At 41.5% G+C, this 21,368-nt stretch carries 19 protein-coding genes; 16 read left to right on the top strand and 3 right to left on the bottom strand.

What is annotated here, in order from left to right; genetic code table 11:
* Positions 1–449: 449 nt before the first annotated feature.
* A complete protein-coding gene (locus BT105_RS13025; protein WP_081367918.1) occupies positions 450–1,871 on the bottom strand; it encodes an alanine/glycine:cation symporter family protein in 1,422 nt (473 codons plus the stop codon).
* A 988-nt stretch (positions 1,872–2,859) separates the two neighbouring features.
* Here BT105_RS13025 and BT105_RS13015 point away from each other — a divergent pair.
* Together BT105_RS13015 and BT105_RS13010 are read left to right on the top strand one after the other, a co-directional pair.
* Positions 2,860–4,467 (top strand): lectin-like protein, encoded by a 1,608-nt coding sequence (locus BT105_RS13015; RefSeq protein ID WP_177243992.1) that lies wholly within the window; start codon positions 2,860–2,862, stop codon positions 4,465–4,467.
* 303 nt (positions 4,468–4,770) lie between these two features.
* Positions 4,771–4,989, top strand: coding sequence for an SOS response-associated peptidase family protein (locus BT105_RS13010; RefSeq protein WP_072301137.1), 219 nt, complete (start codon positions 4,771–4,773; stop codon positions 4,987–4,989).
* Between the two features lie 129 nt (positions 4,990–5,118).
* Here BT105_RS13010 and BT105_RS13005 read toward each other — a convergent pair whose 3' ends face one another.
* Positions 5,119–6,573, bottom strand: a complete 1,455-nt coding sequence (locus BT105_RS13005; protein WP_072301136.1) for a leucine-rich repeat protein — start codon at positions 6,571–6,573, stop codon at positions 5,119–5,121.
* A 633-nt stretch (positions 6,574–7,206) separates the two neighbouring features.
* Here BT105_RS13005 and BT105_RS12995 point away from each other — a divergent pair.
* The 3 genes from BT105_RS12995 to BT105_RS12985 all read left to right on the top strand — a co-directional run bounded on the left by BT105_RS12995 (position 7,207) and on the right by BT105_RS12985 (position 10,149).
* Positions 7,207–9,177, top strand: coding sequence for a BspA family leucine-rich repeat surface protein (locus tag BT105_RS12995; RefSeq protein ID WP_072301135.1), 1,971 nt, complete (start codon positions 7,207–7,209; stop codon positions 9,175–9,177).
* A gap of 166 nt (positions 9,178–9,343) precedes the next feature.
* On the top strand, positions 9,344–9,520 hold the full coding sequence (locus tag BT105_RS15130) for a hypothetical protein (protein ID WP_177243991.1): 177 nt from the start codon (positions 9,344–9,346) through the stop codon (positions 9,518–9,520).
* A 239-nt stretch (positions 9,521–9,759) separates the two neighbouring features.
* On the top strand, positions 9,760–10,149 hold the full coding sequence (locus BT105_RS12985; RefSeq protein WP_072301133.1) for a hypothetical protein: 390 nt from the start codon (positions 9,760–9,762) through the stop codon (positions 10,147–10,149).
* Between the two features lie 619 nt (positions 10,150–10,768).
* On the opposite strand, the gene BT105_RS12980 is transcribed toward BT105_RS12985, so the two are convergent.
* On the bottom strand, positions 10,769–11,155 hold the full coding sequence (locus tag BT105_RS12980) for a recombinase family protein (RefSeq protein ID WP_072301132.1): 387 nt from the start codon (positions 11,153–11,155) through the stop codon (positions 10,769–10,771).
* Positions 11,156–11,747: 592 nt separating this feature from the next.
* Between BT105_RS12980 and BT105_RS12975 the strand changes: the two genes are divergently transcribed.
* The 11 genes from BT105_RS12975 (at position 11,748) to BT105_RS12930 (ending at position 20,992) form a co-directional block, all read left to right on the top strand.
* Positions 11,748–13,823, top strand: a complete 2,076-nt coding sequence (locus BT105_RS12975) for an EAL domain-containing protein (protein ID WP_072301131.1) — start codon at positions 11,748–11,750, stop codon at positions 13,821–13,823.
* A gap of 193 nt (positions 13,824–14,016) precedes the next feature.
* Entirely contained in the window at positions 14,017–14,583 is a 567-nt protein-coding gene (locus tag BT105_RS12970) for an RNA polymerase sigma factor (protein WP_072301130.1), read from the top strand.
* A 5-nt stretch (positions 14,584–14,588) separates the two neighbouring features.
* Positions 14,589–16,064, top strand: a complete 1,476-nt coding sequence (locus BT105_RS12965) for a PASTA domain-containing protein (RefSeq protein ID WP_072301129.1) — start codon at positions 14,589–14,591, stop codon at positions 16,062–16,064.
* Between the two features lie 414 nt (positions 16,065–16,478).
* Complete coding sequence (locus BT105_RS12960) at positions 16,479–16,811, top strand: PadR family transcriptional regulator (RefSeq protein WP_024860438.1); 333 nt, start codon at positions 16,479–16,481, stop codon at positions 16,809–16,811.
* Positions 16,798–17,421 carry a DUF1700 domain-containing protein gene (locus tag BT105_RS12955; protein WP_028515275.1) on the top strand — a complete coding sequence of 208 codons (624 nt, stop codon included), beginning with the start codon at positions 16,798–16,800 and terminating at the stop codon, positions 17,419–17,421. Before BT105_RS12960 ends, BT105_RS12955 begins: the two co-directional genes overlap by 14 nt.
* Positions 17,414–18,292 (top strand): DUF4097 family beta strand repeat-containing protein, encoded by an 879-nt coding sequence (locus BT105_RS12950; RefSeq protein WP_072301128.1) that lies wholly within the window; start codon positions 17,414–17,416, stop codon positions 18,290–18,292. Before BT105_RS12955 ends, BT105_RS12950 begins: the two co-directional genes overlap by 8 nt.
* Positions 18,293–18,297: 5 nt before the next feature.
* Positions 18,298–18,504, top strand: a complete 207-nt coding sequence (locus tag BT105_RS12945) for a hypothetical protein (RefSeq protein WP_028515277.1) — start codon at positions 18,298–18,300, stop codon at positions 18,502–18,504.
* 61 nt (positions 18,505–18,565) lie between these two features.
* A complete protein-coding gene (locus BT105_RS12940; protein ID WP_072301127.1) occupies positions 18,566–19,516 on the top strand; it encodes an alpha/beta hydrolase in 951 nt (316 codons plus the stop codon).
* Between the two features lie 334 nt (positions 19,517–19,850).
* The gene (locus BT105_RS15125) at positions 19,851–19,991 is read left to right on the top strand and encodes a hypothetical protein (protein WP_177243990.1); all 141 of its coding nucleotides are present in this window, start codon (positions 19,851–19,853) and stop codon (positions 19,989–19,991) included.
* Positions 19,991–20,299 carry a hypothetical protein gene (locus tag BT105_RS12935; protein ID WP_072301126.1) on the top strand — a complete coding sequence of 103 codons (309 nt, stop codon included), beginning with the start codon at positions 19,991–19,993 and terminating at the stop codon, positions 20,297–20,299. The genes BT105_RS15125 and BT105_RS12935 overlap by 1 nt, the downstream gene beginning before the upstream one ends.
* A 3-nt stretch (positions 20,300–20,302) precedes the next feature.
* The gene (locus BT105_RS12930; protein ID WP_072301125.1) at positions 20,303–20,992 is read left to right on the top strand and encodes a hypothetical protein; all 690 of its coding nucleotides are present in this window, start codon (positions 20,303–20,305) and stop codon (positions 20,990–20,992) included.
* Positions 20,993–21,368 lie beyond the last annotated feature (376 nt).

Genomic DNA, 21,368 nt, shown 5'->3' with positions numbered 1-21,368 from the left:
CAATCAGCTTCAAGAAACCTTGTAGAAAACTATGGTGGAGATATGCCTATGGATTTAGATACATTTTATAGTCTTGTTGAAAACAACTCACTTTATGGAACAGACCTATATTCTGATCGTATGCAACATACATATACTTTTTGCCAAGGTATATCTGGTCGAATCGGTGGGTAAGATGTTTATAAGTAAATGTAAATTAGAAATAATTATTGTTTGAATATTTAATTATTATATTAAAAATAACCTCCACACATAGTGGAGGTTATTTTTAAGCATAGATATGGAATGCTCAAGTGGTACGCCCCAAACAGCAACTCGAATTTTATCGTAACAGAATTAAGGCATGGCAGAATAAATAAAATACAAATTGCTACCATATGTGGTAGTCTTTTGTTTTTTACATATGACTTAAAAAGAGACCTCACAGTTTCATCTGTGAGGTCTCTTTTTTATTCCTTTACTTTTCCTGCTTTTAGTCTTGTTAAGTAATCTTTTGTCTCGGAGGATATTACTCCCGAGAGCAGGATTATCGCTACAACATTAGGTATTGCCATAAGACCGTTGAATATGTCCGCCAGATTCCAGACTGCTTCAACAGCAAGGTAAGGACCTATGAAAACAGCGGCGATGTACACCCAGCGATATATTCCTGTTATCTTTTTGTTAGCGCCTGTCAGATAAGAAAGGCAGCGCTCCGAATAATAGTTCCAGCCGAGTATGGTGGTAAACGCAAACACTGCAAGACAGGACATGAGTATGAACGAGGATATTCTCTCGCTGAACGGCAGCCCGTAGTCAAATGCATCCATAGTTATCATAACGCCTTTAAGTTCAGAGGTATTGTGGCTTCCTGACATGATTATGGCGAGACCGGTCATTGTACAGACAATGATAGTGTCGATGAATGTACCTGTCATAGTAACAAGACCTTGACGTACAGGCTCGTTGGTTTTGGCGGCAGCGGCTGCAATAGGTGCAGAGCCGAGGCCTGCTTCGTTTGAGAAGATACCTCTTGCAACACCGCTTTTCATAGCGTACATCATTACAGTTCCAGCCGCACCGCCTGCGGCAGCTTTAAGGCTGAATGCGCCTTTGATGATAGATGATAATGCCGTGGGTATCTCTGTTATATGGCAGAAAATAATAGTAAGACAGCAGCCTGCATAAGCGATTATCATTACGGGGACTACTATCTCTGAAACAGTGGCAATACGCTTGATGCCGCCAATAACGATAAGTGCGGTAAGCAGCGTTATGAGAGCACCTGCGATAACTGTAGTCCATGTGTATTCCATGCCGAGTATAGTCACTGTATGGCTCTGCTCCGGGTCAAAAAAATTATTTGCAGCTGATGTGATACCGTTTATCTGGGTTATAGTACCTATTCCCATGATACCTGCAAGGAGCCCGAAAATTGCAAACATTTTACCAAGCCATTTCCATTTCTTTCCGAGTCCGTTTTCAATATAATAGAAAGGACCGCCGAGGATATTGCCGTTTTCGTCCTTGATACGGTATTTTACCGCAAGCATTCCCTCTGCGTATTTTGTAGCCATACCGAAAAATGCGGCAAGCTCCATCCAGAACAGAGCTCCTGAACCGCCTGCCGAAATAGCCGTTGCGACTCCGACTATATTGCCTGTTCCGACGGTAGCCGAGAGAGCGGTGCAAAGTGCCGCGAAGCTTGATACTTCACCGTTGCCTTCCTCTTCATTCTTCACCATGTACTTCAATGCCTTGCCAAGTTTATGTACCTGCAAAAATCTCAGTCTGAATGTAAGTAATATTCCGCAAGCCATGATGAGGATAATAAGCGGAAGTCCCCATACATAGCTGTCGATCTGACTGATTATATCGTTGATCTTATCCATTGACACATCTCCTGTCTTAAACTTCGTTAAAATTATATCATGCTTTTGCGTGAAAGTCAACAGGATAAATGTACAGACTTGGATTTTGTCCGTAGTATTTCCATAGTCTGACAGATATTCATTTTTCCATTTATTCTGAACATAGCCCATATCTGTCTTATGAACGCCTGCGTGTGCGAGTTTATCTTTTTCACCCGATGTGATATATTTTGACTCGATATCTGCACCTGAACGATTCTGATAGAAATAATTGAGCACATTGGTCAGCATATTATGTTCGCTGTCACTGTAAATATCAGTACCTAAATTACGATAAAAATGACATAAATGTTGAATACGAATATGCAATTCCTGAAAACCATTACTCAAAAACGAAGATAAAAGTAGAATGGTAGTAAAAACCATAGCTTCGCATTATATCTCCTTCAACAATCGCACGGTAAATGAAAGTACTGCTCTTACCACTTTTTTCACGCAAACTATTTTTCTGAAGCTCAAAATCTTCACAGCCGAAACTGTGTGCAAAATGGTATGAATGATAATATTAGATAATGTGAAGGTAATGTGAAAATCCGGGAATTCTTACTGCAAAACCGTTTCCGTTATATTTCCGTTATAGCTCAACGTGTTGCCGATATAACGGGTAGTAAAACAGAGTTGATCATCGAAAGAAAGAAACAGCTTGAGACAGAAGCTGATCATCAGAATGCTGATGGGATAGAAAACAATAACTGCTTCAGAAAGCTTTTTTATCCCAAAAGGACTGAGTAAAAAGGTTATATGCACGATAATATAGACTTCATTTTTCAAACGTAATTTAATCTGAACAGATGCTCGTACTGTATACAAACAAAATTGCTCCTGATTGTAGAAAGTGACAATAATTATGAAATCCTTGTAAATTATTGAACAAAATATTGCTTTTCAAGTTTTAGACATGTTAAAATTCATTTATAAACAAAGCTCTAATTTGAGCACAGGAGGTTTTATGATGAAATTTAACAGACTTTTATCGGCGGTACTTGCTGTCACATTATCCTCAAGCTTGGTAAACATTACATCATCATATGCAGAATCGAAGGATAGTCCTGTTACCAATGGAGCAGGAGAAAAGCATGAATTTAATGGACATACCTACCAGCGATTTGATGCAACATCAGAAACAACATTTATGTGGCGTGAAGCAAATAAATTCTGTCAAGAGCAGGGCGGTCACCTTGTGACTATCACCTCGGCAGAAGAACAAACATTTATAGAATCACTTCTTAGCGACGGCAATATGGATGTGTACTGGATCGGAGCAACTGTTTATGACCTTGAATTCAAATGGGTTACCGGAGAGGAAACTACGTATACTAACTGGGCAAAAGGTCAACCAGACAATGCATATGAAGGATATCATGTGGAAATACACCGAATTAGACTGCCGTCCGGTCCTGCATATTCCTGGGGAGACACAGATGACGACGGCGAATTTTTCGGACTTGATAAAACAGGCTTCATATGCGAATGGGACAGCAGTATAGATACAAGTACATCAATGCTCGGTGAGGGTACTGAAAAGAATCCTTATCAGCTGGCTACACTTGAGGATTACAAAAAATTCGTAAATATCGTAAACAGCGGTGCAAATACCTCTGCCTGTGCTGTAATGACAGCTGATATTTCAGGAGTAACTGAAATGGTTGGTACTCTTGAACATAAGTATATGGGATCAAGTGACTGGAGCGGCAATGCTTTCAGCGGTATGTTTGACGGCGGCGGTCATACTCTTGATGTAAAAATCGAAGGAAGCGGAGGCTATGAAGCTCCTTTCTGTAACGTAAACAACGCAACTATACGTAATCTAAAGGTAACAGGAACAATTACAGGCGGTATGCACTGTTCAGGACTTGTCGGTATTCTATGGAACAGATCTGTCAATACTATAGAAAACAGTGTTGTTGCAGCAACAATTACAACAAACAGCTCTCATTGCGGAGGCATAATAGGTCATGCATATACCTCGGATACAACAGTTAGTAATTGTCTGTTTTCTGGTGAGATAAAGGGCGCGTCCAGTACTGCCTGCGGTATTTATGGCTGGTGTCATGATAGTGGAACACATACTGTTAGCAACTGTCTTGAAAACGGCAAATTTACAGAATGCTCAGGCGTTGATCCAATGGGACATGGTACAGGCGTTACAGTAAACATAATAAACAGCTACAAGTACACAGATGCTGGACGTACTGGTAGTGTTGTCGGAGACATGACTCCAGATGAACTTGCTGCTGCTCTTGGTAATGGATGGAAAGTTGAAGACTCAAAGGTCATACCTGTAGTGATATATACTACTTATCCTGCTTATACGCTCGGTGATGTCAATGATGATGAAAAGATAAATGCTGTTGACGCATCTGAAGTTCTTACATATTATGCCAATATTTCTACTAATAAGGACGGCGGATTCGATGATACTCAGAAGCTTTCAGCTGATGTTAATAATGATGGAAAAATAGACGCAGTTGATGCTTCGTGTATTCTTTCATACTATGCATACACTTCGACAACTAATGATGCAACGAAGAAAAGCATAGAAGATTTTTTGAAATAAAATGATAATAGCTGCCCGTAATGGGCAGCTTATTTTTTTATTGGACAGTGAAGTATTCTTGATTTATACACCCAAAACGCGGTGCAATTAGGCTGAAATTAACTTCTATTTGCTTCAATATATTGTTTGAATATCCGAGAAAACCGTTTTTTTATATATATATTGTTATATTGGATATAGCTAAATGTATATCCGGAATAATAATTTGGAGGTAAAAGTAATGAATGATAATTGGATAAACATAGCTACTTTTCGACATGGAGCTAATATTTCGCTTAGTATCGTTATGAGGAGCATTGTGATATGCAGGTGCCTATGTTTTCTGTGCTCACCAAAGAAGCAGAAGGCGCTGTAAGAGATATCCATGATCGTATGTCGCTTATACTGGATAAGGATAACGTACTGGACTGGATACGTCCTAACGGAAATCCATGTATTATAGCTGAGAAAGCACTGACTAATATGGTATTCGAGAAGGCTGTGGAGTATTATAAATCGCCGACGGAGTTCATTGCAATGTAAGGAAAAGATAATTTGAAGGCGACTTTATGCCGCCTCATTTTTATATACTTAAAAAGGGTGAAAACAAAAGCAGCCTGTTTTTCTACAGGCTGCAATAAAACTAATTATTGAATTGCTAATATTCAAATCTTACTCTAAACCGAGCAGTTTACTCTGTATCGCCTGAGCATCACCGACCGTAAGTCCGTCACCGTTCATATCACCGTTAAGCTTGCCTTGTTCCGTAAGATGATGCTCTGCTGTACCGCCTATGCCGTATTTATTTGGATTTGCAAGAGCCTGCATGATTAATACGGCATCCGCCATATCAACAGAACCGTCATAGTTTGCGTCACCAGCTAAAGTAACTATGGGTGTAGTGACATCTGATATTGCTATAAACGGAATACTATATTCATTAGCATATTTCTCTGCACAAGAGCCTATATAACCTGTGATAGTAAGTTTATCACAGTCAGCAAAAGTATCAGAATAAATATATGTAATGCTGTCAGGAATTGTTATGTTAGTCAGGCTTGTACAGTGAGCAAAAGCAGTGTTTCCAATGCTTGTCACGCTTTCAGGAATTGTTATGCTTGTCAGATCTGAGCACTCATAAAATGCATACGATCCGATACTGATTACGCTGTCAGGAATAGTTACTCCATTCAAGCTTGAGCAGCCCCAAAAAGCAGACGATTCAATCTTTTTTACGCCGTCAGGAATCGTTACGTTTTTCAGGCTTGTACATTCACGGAAAGCCGCCTCTCTGATACTTTCAAGGCCGGCAGGAAGTGTTACGTCAGTAAGGCTCGTACATTCTCTGAAAGCATCTTCTCCAATAGTTGTTACGCTGTCAGAAAAAGTTATATCGGTCAGGCTTGTACATTCACGGAAAGCCGCCTCTCCAATATATCCTACACTGCCAGAGAACGTTACTCTGGCAAGGCTTTTACAGCGATCAAATGCCTCCATTCTAATAATATCAACGTTTTCAGGAATAGTTATATCAGTCAGGCTTATACAGTATTCAAAAGCCCATGTATCAATTGTTGTTACGCTGTTCGGTATTGTAATTGATGTCAGTTTTGTGCAATTACTGAAAGTGCTCATCTCAATCTCTTTTACGCTGACAGGAAGTTTTATGTCGGTCAGGTTTGAACAATACATAAAAGCACCATCCCCAATATATGTAACACTGTCAGGAATAGTTATGCTTTTCAGATGTGTAGCCCAAAAAGCATCATATCCAATAGTTGTTACGCTTTCAGGGATAGATATTTCAATAAGTTTTAAGCATTGTCTAAAGGCATTATCGCCAATGCTCGTAACTCCATCCTCAATAACGATATTTTTGATATTATCATTATCATAAAATGGTGATTCATTAGAAAAATAATTCGTCATTTCGCCTGTTCCGCTGATCGTCAGTGTTCCTTCGCTGTCTAACGTCCAAACAGCGTTTTCTCCGCATTTACCGCTGTTTACAATATCCGCCGCAGCCGCCACAAAATAGCTGTTCTGTTCATATGCACCTATAGTTGTCGTAGCTCCGCACATGATACTGCAAGCCAGCACCGCCGCCAAAAACTTTTTTGCTTTCATATAATGACCTCCCATTTTCTCGTAAGTGTATAATTAATTATTATATTATACCACATATAGCGGAAAAAATCAATAATATTAAGCTATTTTGCTCTATGCACAATAACTCAACGTAATATTGCATATTCTCGACAAAAGCATTTCAACATAACCCTGTAGTGACAAACTAAGCTCTAAGCACTATACTGACATCACTGCTGTTACTCCAAGGCATAACGGAATCCAGTTGTATTTGATCGGGATCCTCCTGAATATTTTTTCTGTGTTGCGAGTATACAAAATTAAGAATATTAAATGTGAACCGCCTTTGTGGAGGTTCTGTTTTTCTATTTACATTGTATCGGCAATATGTTATAATAGGTTACAAGAAACGAAAAAAGGAGCTATATATGGGACAGAAAGAGATCATCGACAGGGATACTTACCGAAAGATCAAGAAAATGAACCGAGAGGAGCTTACAAAGTTCATTCTTCGATATGGTGATTAGCTTCTCGGAGAGCAGGGCAAAACCATTGATCTTCCTGCTCTTGAAGCAGAGCTTAGTAAGATCAAAGGTATAGGCGGTAAACGCCTTGAGGAGATAATGGTCGTTATAGAGAAATTCTTAGATATCGAATAGGAGAAAATATATTATGGATTTTAAAAAGATAATTTCATATCTCATAGCTGTTACTCTGCCATGCAGTGCTATACCGGCATTAAATCATTCTATCAAACCATTTAATGTTGTTGCAGAAGACAATCAATCTGAAGCAACAGTTTCTTTTGATGCGGTAACCGGTACTCTTTATTTATCAGGTAATGTTAAACTTAATGAAGTGCAGAAATACAAAGGAAACGAACAAGTCAAGACCGTAATAGCAAAAGAGGGAACAATTCTCCCTGCATACTGCAGCGGATTATTCAGTGAATTCAAAGCAACTGAAATAAACCTGAAAAATGCTGACAGCAGCCAGGTAACTAATATGGACTCTATGTTTTTTAACTGCACATCTCTGAAAAAGCTCGATATTTCCAACTTTAATACATCAAACGTCACCAGTATGTATAAAACATTTGCATGGTGCTCTGCTCTGGAATCTCTTGATGTAACAGGATTAGATACATCAAATGTTATTAAAATGAATAATATGTTCGCCGGGTGTAAAACTTTAACATCTATTGATGTATCAAAGTTCAATACATCAAAAACTACTAATATGAAAGGTATGTTTTCAACCTGTTCGGCACTCAGGTCAATAGATATTAAAAACTTTGATACGTCTAATGTAACGGATATAGGAGGAATGTTCGGCAGCTGCAGTTCATTGGTTGATATTGACTTATCAGGTATCGATACTTCAAATGTTCATTCTACAGGAGGTATGTTTTCCGGCTGCGATGCTCTGAAAAAAATTGACATGACAGGGTGCGATACGTCAAATATAGAAGATATGGGACAAATGTTCGCAAATTGTCCTGCACTGACAGATATTGATCTTTCAGGCTTTGATACTTCACGAGTTGAGGACTTTGGAAGAATGTTCATGGGATGTAAATCATTGAAGGAACTCGATCTTTCAAACTTTAATACTAACAATGCAAAACAAATGAACGCAATGTTCAGAAATTGCTCTTCTCTTACTACTATTGATCTTTCGGGCTTTAATACTTCAAATGTAACAGATATGTCTGAAATGTTTCTTGGCTGTACAGCGTTGAGATCAGTGAATGTTTCAAGTTTTGACACTTCAAAAGTCACATCCCTGGGAAATATGTTTAATAACTGTATCGCTTTGACATCTGTCGACCTTTCAAATTTTATCACATCAAATGTTAAGACAATGACAGCAATGTTTTATCAGTGTTCATCACTGACAACTCTTGACCTTTCACGCTTCGATACATCAAAAGTTAAGCTTATGCAGGATATGTGCAGAGAATGTAAATCATTAAAGACAGTAGATATCTCAAATTTCGTGAAATCAGCAGACTGCACTGCGTTCAGTATGTTCAGATCCTGTCCCGTCTTAAAGACTATCTATGCAAATAATGATTTTGAATACAACGAGGATGACATATATATGTTCATCGATTCAAAAAGTATTGTAGGTGGCAATGGAACCAAATATAATGACAGAATATACTATTCAGAATATGCCTGCGTAGACAGAAATGGTAAACCAGGATATTTTACTAAAAATCCGAAAGCGCCAAAACCTAATACTACTGTAACAACGACTACTACATCAACCACGACCACTACTTCGACATCAACTACAACTACGACTACGACATCAACTGTTATGAATACGAACACTGATACAACTCTGTCCACAACAACGACAACAGCTCCAGTAAAACCTGTAACCTATACACTTGGAGATGTGAATAATGACGGAAAGATCAATGCGATCGACGCTTCAAGTGTTCTTGCATATTATGCTATGATCTCTACAAATCAGGAAGGTGGATATACTGAGGAGCAGAAGCTTGCTGCCGATGTTGATCATGACGGATTGATTAATGCTGTTGACGCATCAAATATTCTTGCGTACTATGCATATGTATCGACTACAAAAGGCACTCCGATGTCAATGGTAGAATATATGAAAAAGAAATAATAAGTATAACAGCGCCTCATATGAGGCGCTGTGGATTTATTTGGCTATTTCACGTATTTACTTTGTAGAGGCGATATGGTATAATAGGTTACAAGAAACGAAAAAGGAGTTATATACGGTACAGAAAGAGATTATCGACAGTGATACTTACCGAAAGATCAAGAAAATGAACCGCGAGAAGCTTACAAAATTCATTCTCCAGTACGGAGATGAGCTGCTCGGTGAACAGGTGAAAACAATTGATCTTCCGGCTCTTGAAGCGGAACTGAGCAAAATCAAAGGTATCGGTGATAAGCGCCTTAAGGAGATTATGGTTGTTATAGAGAAATTCTTGGATGTATAAAAGAATCCCATGAGGAAGATATGAATCCTCATGGGATTTTCTTATCAATAACGCTTTACCAAATAACTGTTGACCTGACTAACTATTTGTGATATAATGATTTTATATAGTATAAGATTAAATGGATACCGCCTTGATGACGGCAATACATTAGAAAGGAGCATTCTGCACTGAGAATAATCACACCGAAAGGCAAGATCATAAGAGGAATTGCATTATTCTTTCTTGCTGCACTTTTAATGTTGTCGACGATTATACTTTATCATGAAACATCTAGGGATATAAAGCTGTATACAGTACCAGTGACCGGAACTGTACAGCAGTGCGAATCATATCAGAGGACACAACCAGCTCCATTACATAGATTTAGAGAAAAAACATATTACACAATCACGATCAGTTATGAAACAGATTCCGCTCAGCAGCGAAAAATTGTGAAAACAGGTCTGACAAGATCTTATCAGAATGGCGAAGAAGTGGCGATTATGGTCAATCCGGATACAGGTAAAGCGATACTTAAAAGTGAAACCGTGCATAATCCGGAAATGTATATTTTTTTGAGTTTGTTGGCTTTGGCTTCAATCGCAGTCGGTGTGATATGTGTGAAGCATGCCCTGAATGAAATGTAATGACTGTATTCTATGAAAGCTACGGAGCATACAAAATCAACGTTATAACATGATGGCTGCCAATGGCGGCCATTCGTTTTAAAGAGTGTACAAAAAAAGCTCTCACAGCCAAAACTGTGAGAGCCAGATGCTATCGATGATAATGTGTAGGTAACGAGTAAGTTTAGAAATTCTGAATGATAAATCGTTTCCGTTATTTTTCCGTTATTGCAATAAAATTAGATATGTATTTGATACAAATCATGGAATAGCTGCTGTTTGAAAATGGCTAAATATCGGGACTTGTGAACTGTGAGCAACATAATGAAATTAAATCATTCTATTCTGGCAGTGTGGGGGTCAGGGGTTCAAGTCCCCTATGCTCCACCACAGGAATATTATACAAACCCTTTCTATTATTGCCATGGTTTTGCCATAACATTGTGGTTTGTAAACAGTAAAAAATAGGCGTAGAGTTTTATAACTTTACGCCTATTTCTTTTGAATATAGCATATCGCCTTTTCTATTACCGTTTTTTGAAAGGCAGTTACTGACTAATATATTATCCCTCTACTATACTTAGATACTTGTAAATGGTTGGATATGACAATGAGCAAAGGCGTGATAATTCTTTTTTATTCAGCTCTCCTTTTTTATATTTGGGATAGTGTTTATAGAAGATACTCGGGATATTATCAGCTGTAGTTGAAGGACATCCAATTTGTTTTCCCTTTGCTTTTGCATTTCCATTCCGCTTTTTACACGTTGGCTTATGATATTTCTTTCAAGTTCACTGAAAACGCCCATCATTTTTAGCATTCCCTCTGTCATAGGGTCAAGCTCTCGGCTGCAATCAACGATAAAAGTTCCAAGTATCAGTTTCAGATGTTTAGTTTTAGCAAGTTCGATTATTTCGCAAAGCTGTTTTGTACTTCTTGTAATTCGACTTACTTCTGTTGATATAATAGTATCACCTGTATTTACGATTTTCAGAAGTTTTTTAAGTTCAGCTCGTTCCGTATTCATACCGCTTTCGTACGCTATTACATTGATCCTGTTTCAGGCGAAGCATATGTTACCGAGTTCGTTCAGGGAATAACAGACGGAGAACAGCGTACAGAAGAAAGCCTGAATGTAAGAGACTATTTATCGTAAAACAACATTTGCATTGCAATCAAACAGATTAAAAAGTTAAGGCGGCGAACCGTAATAAAAAAGGCGGCATTGCCGCCTTTTTTATTAATGTAAACATTAAACAAATCGGGCGTTTATCGTATGCCCCTGCTTGATACGCAAGAGAATCAAGAGTAAAGAATATGTCGTATATGTTCGGAGCATGACCTGTCAGGATTTTTTTGAATATTGTATTGCCATATTCAATAGAACACGGGCGCATTGCTTACTATTGGAACTGTGTCCTTGTAGTCCTTTCAGCGGCTCCTTTGCGTTTTCGCCGCCCGAGAACTGATTTTTACGGCGGAAGAGCTTTGATGAAGTTTTTGAAAATTTTAATTGATTGTAAATTTTAGATGTTTTTGTTTAAATGGGTTGAAAATTAAAAGAAAAAATGATATAATATGTACAAAGCTGTATTTTGTAAGTAAAGGGGGGGAGTACCATGTCTGAAAAGAGCAATGACTGCTTGTGGATACACAAGCTGTTGTGCGAGCTCAAAGAAGTCTCAACGGACAGCGATAGAACGGCGCTTATCGAGCGATTCCGCCGTGAACACAGCGGCGATATGGAAAATGCAGTAATTGACGACGCGGATACTCTCGCTGAAATGCTCATCACTCTTAAAAGAAGCGGCACAGACCATAAACTGGCTAACCTTTCCGAGGATGAACTGGCAGAATTACAGGAAACAGAGCGTATTATCGATGAAAATCTCTTTGATTACTATTTCCAGCCTATCGTAAGTGCAAAGGACGGCGAAATATTCTCCTATGAGGCTCTTATGAGACCTAAGAGCGATATGAAGCTGACTCCTTATCATATATTGAAGTACGCTTCGCTTGTCAACAGACTTCCCGATATTGAACGCGGTACTTTCCTCAATGTTCTCGGCATAATAGACGTGAGAAAGGACGATTTCTTCGGCAAGTCGGTATTCATAAACAGTATCCCCGAAGCTAAAATGAGCACGGAGGATTTCAGAAAAGTTACCAAAATGCTTCTCAAGCATTCGGATATGGCTGTAGTCGAGATGACAGAGCAGTCCGAGATAGACGACGAGAGCCTTGAGTCCCTCAAGGAGAGATACCATAATATGGGCGTAAAAATGGCTATCGACGATTACGGTTCGGGATATTCCAATGCAGGAAATCTTCTGCGCTATATGCCGAACTTTGTCAAGATAGACCGTTCGCTGCTGACTGATATCCAGAACAGTCCGAAAAAGCGCCATTTTGTAAGAGAAATAATCCACTTCTGCCATGAAAACGAGATACTTGCTCTTGCAGAGGGAGTTGAGACTGCCGAGGAGCTCCACACTGTCATACTTCTGGGCGCAGACCTGATACAGGGCTATTTTACGGCAAGACCTGCTCCTGAGATAATTGATTCTATCCCCGATGAGATAAAGCAGATGATAAAGCGCTATCATCAGGAGCGCGAGGACGGTATCGGACAGCAGATATACATTGCCGATGTTTCCGAGCGCATAATCCTCGAAAGGCTTATGCAGTCGGGCATGAAGTGCATAGTTATCGGCTCAAACGGCAGCGGCGATATCAGTATCGAGGGCAGCTCAGAGCTTGACAGCCAGATACGCATAGAAACGCGAAAGGGCTACAGCGGCAGGATAACTCTTGAAAACGCATGGCTCAACAGTATAAAGAACAAGCCCTGCATAGATATCGGAGAGGACAACGAAGTAACGCTTGTGCTCTGCGGCGATAACAAGCTTGATATGGGCGGAATACGTGTTCCCAAGTCCTCAAAGCTCACCATAGCAGGCGAGGGCAGGCTTGAAATAAACGTAAACGGCAAGGAATTCTACGGCATAGGCAACGGAGCAGGACTGTGGCACGGCGATATAACCTTTGAGCAGTCGGGCAGAATAACCGTTAATGCAGACGGCGAGAAGGGAGTTGCCATAGGTTCGGGAAACGGCGGCGTTATCAACATCAACGCAGGTCAGTACCGACTTAATGTACAGGGCGACGTCAACGTAGGCATCGGAGCTCTTTATGCCGAGAGCGACATGGTGATACACGACTGTGATATCGGCATGGAGATGAATTCCGCAAGAGGAACGGCTATAGGCTCTATCGGCAAGAGCGACTTCATCACTATCTTCAAGACCTCGATAAAGGTATTCATGACAGGCACCGAGCTTGTGGGTATAGGAACTCTTGACGGCGAAAAGACAGAGTTTGCTATCAGAGAAGCCAGCTGCTTCATAACTATAAACGGCGAGCGCTGTTCTGCTCTCGCGGCACTTGAGGGCTGTACCAATACCTCTCTTGACAGAGTAGCAGTGGGAATTACAGTATCGGGCAGGCAGGCTCTTGGCATAGGCGGCTTTACGAAGGATACCACTATCCACCATAACGAAGCCGAGGTACATATTAAAGTAGATACTGATATAAATATTCTTGACTATATGGACCGTGACCGCATGATGATAGATAAGACTCTGTTTGATATAGTTTATAACGGAGAAAAACTGGTATTTGAAAACGACGGCTAATAGATAGGTGAGCGGAATTATTCCTGAAAAAGGCATAAAGGGTTTCTTTATGCCTTTTTTATTGTCCCCACGGCACTTATTGTTAAAACAAAAAAATATCTCTCCGAGTGTTACGCAGTCCATGCTGCAAGTGAATAGATAGTATGAAAGCCAACACAATGCATTGCTAAAGCTTTACAAGAGGTGATGAACTATGACAAATGAAGAACTACAGAATGCAGCCCGTGAATCGAAAGAAAAGGCTCAGAGAGCCATATTCGACCAGTATTTCAGCTATGTCTATACCATAATTTTCAGCAAGCTCCGAAGCTGTGCAAGCCGCGAGGATATTGAGGAATGTGTGGGAGACGTTTTCTCGGACATATACATATATTACGAGGAGAATAAGGCTGGAAACGGTGATATCTCGGGATTTGTGGGGACTGTTGCGCGGCGTAAGGCAATAAACGTCTTTAATCGCATTACGCGGCGGTCTGTGCCTGCGGTCTCGGTCGACAGCGAAGAAGCCGCGGATATCGAAGCTCCCGACAACACCGTGGAGACCGTTGAGCGCAGGGAGCTCCGCAGTACGCTTCTAAGCTGTATAGAGCGGCTTGGCGAGCCGGATTCCACCATAATCATGCAGAAGTATTTCTTTGACCGCAGTTCAAAGGAAATAGGCGAGCTTGTATCAATGACGCCCGAAAACGTCCGCGTGCGCAGCGGCAGGGCACTGGACAAGCTCAGAAAGCAGCTGGAAAAACTTGGAATAAAGGAGTGAAATATATGAACGATAAGGAACTCGGTCTTGACGTCTTTGAAATGGCAGACGACGAGGAAATAAAACGCATTGCTGCTGACTGTCCTGCTTCACCCGAAGAAAAGGAAAGGATGTTCAAGTTGAGCCAAAAGATATATAATGAAAGAACAAACGAAAGTAATGAAGCTCATGCCGATGAAGTATCAGGCGTTGAGCAATACAAAAAGCCCATATGGCATAAGATAGTTTCCGCAGCCGCCGCATTGGCGCTGGTGGCAGGACTTGGCACGGGAGGCTATTTCCTTGCAAGAAACAAGGGTGCAGATAATCATTTTGCAAGTGGTGAGGACTCTCAGGTGCAGGAAGCTGCCGAAAGCAATTACCCATTCGGAGAGATCGACAGAGTACGCATGATAAGTCCTGCAATAGCACCTGCGGCTATTGAGTTTGAACCCGGGCAGGTCTCGGAGCTTACTTCATGGCTCGACAAGCTCTCATGGGAGGAGCCTGAGAACGCAGAGATGCCTGACGGCGAGTACATTATGCTGTACATCTATAATAACGGTGATCCGTATATGCTTTCCGTAAGCCTTATGGACAACTCTATCAGGTACTATAAGAGCAGCAATGATGAACCAAAGGTTTACAGCGGCAGCGAAGTAATAAGCCGTTTCCTTAATACTATCGAATTGGAGCCCGATATTTATCTGTACGATATTGCTGATATTTCGGAAGATGATACTGTCAGCGCTGTATGGAAATATGTGCATATGGGTAGCAAAGACGGATTTTCTGTACCTGATCTGTACTATAAGAAAGCTGATCTTGCAAAGCAGGAGCTGAGAGAACTTGGATTTGAGTACAAAGTTGTGAAAATAGAAAGCACCGAAGTACAGCCCGACTATGTTGTAAAGACCGAGCCCAAAGCAGGAACAGAGCTAAGAAAGGGCAATACAGTCACACTATATGTAAGCATGGGTTCAGAGGGGGAGAACGTCACAGTAGATGATTATATCGGAAAAATGGCTGAGGACGCTTCCGTTATGGCAGGCTACAAGAACTTTAAGGTATACACTTATGAGATACCTTCCAATGAACCGCAGGGCACAGTAGTTGAACAGTATCCGAAAGCAGGAGCTAAGGCAGTGTCGGGAGAAAATTTAACCCTATTTACTTCTAAGGGCGGATTTACCGCAGGTGAAATAACCTACAAATTTGTAGTTCCACATGATACAGGATTTGTAAACGGCAGTTCGACAGTGGAATTTGTTTTTGAAGGAAACGGTAATACATCAAATGAAATGATAGGTATCTTAGACCCGGGAACAGCTATAATTTGCAATCTGAAAGGCGAAGGCAGCGGTATAAAGGCGATTGCGTACATCTCAGAGCTGAACACAAATAAACGTGCAGAGCTTGGACACTATATTTTCGACTTTGACAATGGCACATATACTATAGAAGAAGAGGATATAGAGGGAGCATTTGAAGCGATAAAGTAATACACAGAAAAAAGGAAGCGAAAGCTTCCTTTTTTCATTATAGGGGCGCCGATGAAATAACCACATTGTAGGGGACGGTGACTCCCTACAGTGTAGGGAGATGTCCGAAGGACAGATGGTCGCGGCTTCTGTTGGAAGTCCTCGACGTCCCATAAATAAAGTGAGACTAACGGGCTGTCGGGGACGCCAGCCCCTACATTTTTACTGCTTTTTGTTAATATTTACCATGTGAAGCACAGTGAAATCAGCTTCTCACTGTGCAACTCTACAATGTTACTAAAAAATCACAATATTGTATTGACAAACAATATTATACGACGTATAATATTGTCAGAGCTTGAATATTGGAGTCAATAAAATATTGCAGGCAAAACAAGTTCAAGCAGCATAACTGAATATGAAAGGAGAATGACTATGGGTTTTTCTATCAACGCAGGGCTTCTCGACGCTATGGTGCTTTCAATAGTTCAGAACAACGACACCTATGGCTATGAGATAACCCAGTATCTGCGAAAGGCTGTGGATATTTCGGAATCAACATTGTATCCCGTCCTCAGACGCTTGCAGAAAGGCGAGCTCCTTGAAACTTATGATAAGGAGTTCATGGGCAGGAACAGGCGGTACTACCGAATAACGCCGCAGGGCAATGATTCACTGGAGGAGTACCGTGAGGAATGGCGGAGCCACAAGAAGAAAATAGACAGTATTTTATTGAATGAGGGAGCTGAAAGCAATGAACAAACTTGAATTTCTTACCAGATTAAGGAACAGCCTTGAAAGAGGCGGAATGCCTGTCGAGGATATAAACGACGCGCTTACATATTATGAGGAAGTATTCATGGACGCAGGCTTCGGCAAGGAAGAGGAGACTGCCGCTTCTATGGGAGCTCCCGAGGACGTAGCAGTGAATATACTCCGCGAGAGCGGTATCACACCGCCTCCGCCGCCTGTACCGCAGAACATTGCGCAGGCACCTCAGCCGCAGCAGAAGAAAAAGCCTTCGGGCGGAGCGATAGCAGCAAGCATTATCATCGGAGTGCTCACATTCCCCATATGGCTGCCTGTACTTATCGTGGCAGTAGTAATGCTTTTCGTAATTATCGTAGTGCTCTTCTCACTGATATTTGCGTTCATCGCAGCAGGTATCGGTCTTATCGTAGGCGGTATCGCAGCGCTGTTTGAAGCGCCGTCAGTAGCACTTATGGCATTAGGTGCAGGACTTATCATCACAGGACTTGTGATTCTTCTTTGCAAGCCTGTATTCGGAGCAGCGATCCCTGCCTGCGGAAGAGGCATAAAGAAGCTTTTCACATGGGTAGGCGGATTATTCAAAAAGGGAGGAAAAGAAAATGTATGAGAATAATAATGGGGTAACACAGGAAGTTCAGGCAGCAGCTCCTCAGAAGAAGAGCGGCGGCAACTGGGTATGGATATCATTCGTGCTGGTAGGCATAGCACTGCTGGTTATCGGAATTATCCTTTTCAACAATACCGATGTCAAGAAATACGCAAAGATAAAGGATTTCAGCGAGAGCTACAGCGCAGCTGACGTAAAGAGGTTCAACCTTGAGATAGGCTGGGCAGACCTTACAGTCAGCAAGAGCAATGACGACAAGATATATGTAGAGGCTAAGAACGTGCCCGAGGGCTTTACAGCAGGCGTCAGGGGCGATACATTCTCAACTGAGTTTTCCGAGAAGAAGATACACTTCTATATGCTTCCGAGCTGGCTCAACGGCAGTGATAGCAACAATGCCGTTGTAGATATCAAGCTCCCTGATAAGGAGTACGAAAGCTTTGTTCTCGACCTTGGGGCAGGCGAGACAGATATGGCTGGTTTTAAGTGCGGCAAATTCAGAGTTGACTGCGGAGCAGGCGATGTTACATTAGAGGATATCGACTGTGAGGAAGGCAATCTTGAGTGCGGAGCAGGTCAGGTAACTGTAAATGGCATCAAGTGCAGCAGCAAGCTTAATATCGACGGCGGAGCAGGCGAGGTAGTCGTTTCAAGCGCAGTTCTCGGCGGCTTGGACGCAGATCAGGGCGTAGGCGAGCTGAACTTCACAGGCACAGTAAACGGCGATATCGACATTGACGGCGGCGTAGGCGAGATAGTCGTAAACCTCACAAATCCCGAGAGCGACTTTGTGGGCAGCGGCAGCAAGTACAAAATAGATATAGATACAGGCGTAGGCTCAAAGACGGTAAACTATAATGTTTCACGCTGAAAGCCATGCTTGACCACACAAAAATAAAAAAAGGCGACCGTGTCCGACACCGGTTATTCGGCACAGGAACGGTCACCGACACACTGCCGCTGGGGGGCGACACAGTAGTTACCATTGAATTTGACAACGGGACTACAAGAAAGCTCTGCGCAGAGATAGCCAATCTTGAAAGCGCAGAAGCAAACGAACATGATATAGATGATATAGATTGAATAACAGGCGTTTTTCCTGTGCGTACAGGTCATTATTTACCGTTGAAGGGAATATTGTAATATGAAAAAAGCGTTAAAAATCATAGGTAAGTTTTTTCTTGGTCTGCTTATCATAATTCTGGTATTTCTGCTGATAATGTTTGTTTATCACAGGATAATGCTTAACAAAGAGAAGAAGTATCTTGAACCATTGGGACAAATGGTTGAGGTAGACGGGCATAATATGAGTATCTACACCGAGGGCGAGGGTGAACACACTATCGTCATTATGGCAGGCGCAGGAATGGTCTCGCCGATACTTGATTACAGTCCGCTGTACAGACGTTTGAGCGATACCTATAAAATAGCGGTCATAGAGAAATTCGGCTACGGATTCAGTGATGTTGTGGACGGTGACAGGGATTTTGACACATTGCTTCGTCAGGACAGAGAAGCTCTGAAAAAGGCAGGCATAGAAGCCCCTTATGTACTTTGTCCGCACTCTATGTCGGGAATAGAAGCTATTTTATGGGCGCAGAAGTATCCCGATGAAGTTGAAGCGATAGTTGGATTGGATATGAGCACTCCAAAGGCTTATACAGAAGAAAACCTTAATGACGATGACAAGGGTATGGAGCTTTTTTATAAATTCCTCAGGGAATCAGGTGTCGGAAGACTCATTCTTACAGACAATAATGTTTCTCAGAGTTTTTCAGACCGCGAAAAGGATATATACAAGGCACTTGCTTTCAGAAAGTTTGCTAACAAGGACGTAGCAGATGAGGGAGATCATCTTGCTGACGCTATCGACGAGATAAATTCCGCTGATAAGCCCGATATACCTACATTGCTTTTCCTGTCTGACGGCAAGGAAACAAGCGGAAAGCTATGGATAGACGCCATGAACGACTATTCAGACGGTCTTACAGATTCGAGGGTAATACAGCTTGACTGCGGACATAATGTAGCAGAAAACGAACCTGAAAAGATAGAAGAAGAAATGAGAAAATTTATCGCAGAGCTTGACAGCTGAATCATATTTACAGAAAAACTAAGCAGGGGCGGATAAGGGGAGCCCCCTTTGGCGGATTCGCAGGTTACCCAATATGAGCCGTTACTTTACGACTCGGTAGCCCACTTTTTTCCGCTAAGGAGAGCAGCCTAATATCCGCCCCTATAAAAAATCTTTGTTATATTTGCTTAAAACGCAGTTGGCAAGCCAACTGCGTTTTTGTTTGTTCCTACGAATCGAAAAATTATTTTTCTGAAATTCAACGTGTTCGCATTGAAAAAATGCGCTTTTGGGAGTATATATGAAAGCGTTTCCAAAGCTTCACATCAAAATCCATTTACAGAAAGGAGTATCAATGAAAGGTCTTTATGAAACATTCAAGCTGGTCAAGCTTCTGACCGACCGATCCTGTATCCGCAGGTGCTATTTTACCACAGAAAACAAAAGGTACTGCACAAGCAGCACCGAGATGTATCTTCTTAAGGAGGGAACATAATGGCAGTTTATCGCGGAGCCTACAGCGGTCCTGAAATAGACAGACTGCTTGCAAAGGCTGACAGCTCCGATGTGTTTTCGGAGGAGCGTCTCAACGGTCTTTCCTTTGAACAGATAAGCAAGGAGGACTTTGATGATCTTGCCGAAAAGGACGCTGACAAGGTGTATTTTGTCTATGATGAAAAGGGCAAGGTAAAGCAGTATATCGGCGAAGCAGAGCTTGGCGGATTCTCTTTTGCCGCAGGAAATATGACCGCCCTTTTCAATAACTATGTGAGTATGATCACAGGAACAATAGAGGAGGAATAATACATGGGAACAATAGTTATAGATAAGGCATATTCAAGCTCTCACAGTGCATATGAGACTATCGTTGCCGACATGACGGATGCATGGAACTGGACGGCTGTTGAGACAGTAACAAACGGAACAAAATTCTGTATAGATGAGGACAGAAGATTCGGTATCTATGTTTATAACGGCAACAGCAATTATACCTCAATAGGTATCATGTTCGGAACAACAAGCTATCATATCGCAGGACCTTCGGGAACAGCAAACAAGCTTGTTATAAAGTTTGAAAAGATCGGAACTGATACAATGATTATCAGCGCCTATAGAGTAAACAGTTCCGACAGCCCGTATGTTGCGGCAAATCTCTGCGACAAGTACATCATCTGCAAGGCTGTAAATACATTGACCGAGGACGAGGAAACGGTATTGGTGTATATCGGTTCAAGCTCCACATCAGGCGGCAATAAGAGTATGATGTTTGCAAGTGACGTTATGCAGTCTGTTGATGTAATGGTCCAGAATGCAAACGCAAATATCAATGCCAAAAATACAAACCTTATACCACTGTATAATACAGCTTCTGCATTTATTACCAAGGACGTGTATATGTCACTCTGCGAGAACGTTTCTTCTTGGTATTTCGGCAATGTATTTGTAAATGATAAACCATACCGCATGAGCGGCTCGGTATTCGTGCTTGACGAGTGATAAGCCATACCTGAAACACCTCTGAGCCGACCTTGATACCTATGTAGAGAGTTTATGCTTATTATTGAGAGAACCCCTTTTGAAAAAGGGGCCCTCTGACGGAGGACGTCCCCTCTGTCACTGCGTGACATCTCCCCGCACTGCGGGGAGTCACTCTCAAACTCTCTCCCTAAAACTTTCGTTTTGTTTTTTCTCAGATAGGGCGCTCTATATAATAAAAAAGCCCTGTAAAAAGCAGGAGCGCCCTATCTGAGAAAAAAACAGATAAAAGTCTTTGGAAAGGGGTTCGGGGGAGAACCTTTCCTCAGAAAGGTTTCCCCCGATAATAAAACATAAATTTTACATCAGTAAAAAAGTTGACTCAGCGGTATTCAGA

It is taken from the genome of Ruminococcus flavefaciens, assembly GCF_900119075.1.
In the GTDB taxonomy this organism is placed as follows: Bacteria; Bacillota; Clostridia; order Oscillospirales; family Ruminococcaceae; genus Ruminococcus; species Ruminococcus flavefaciens_Q.
This window is presented reverse-complemented; position numbering and strand designations above follow the sequence as displayed.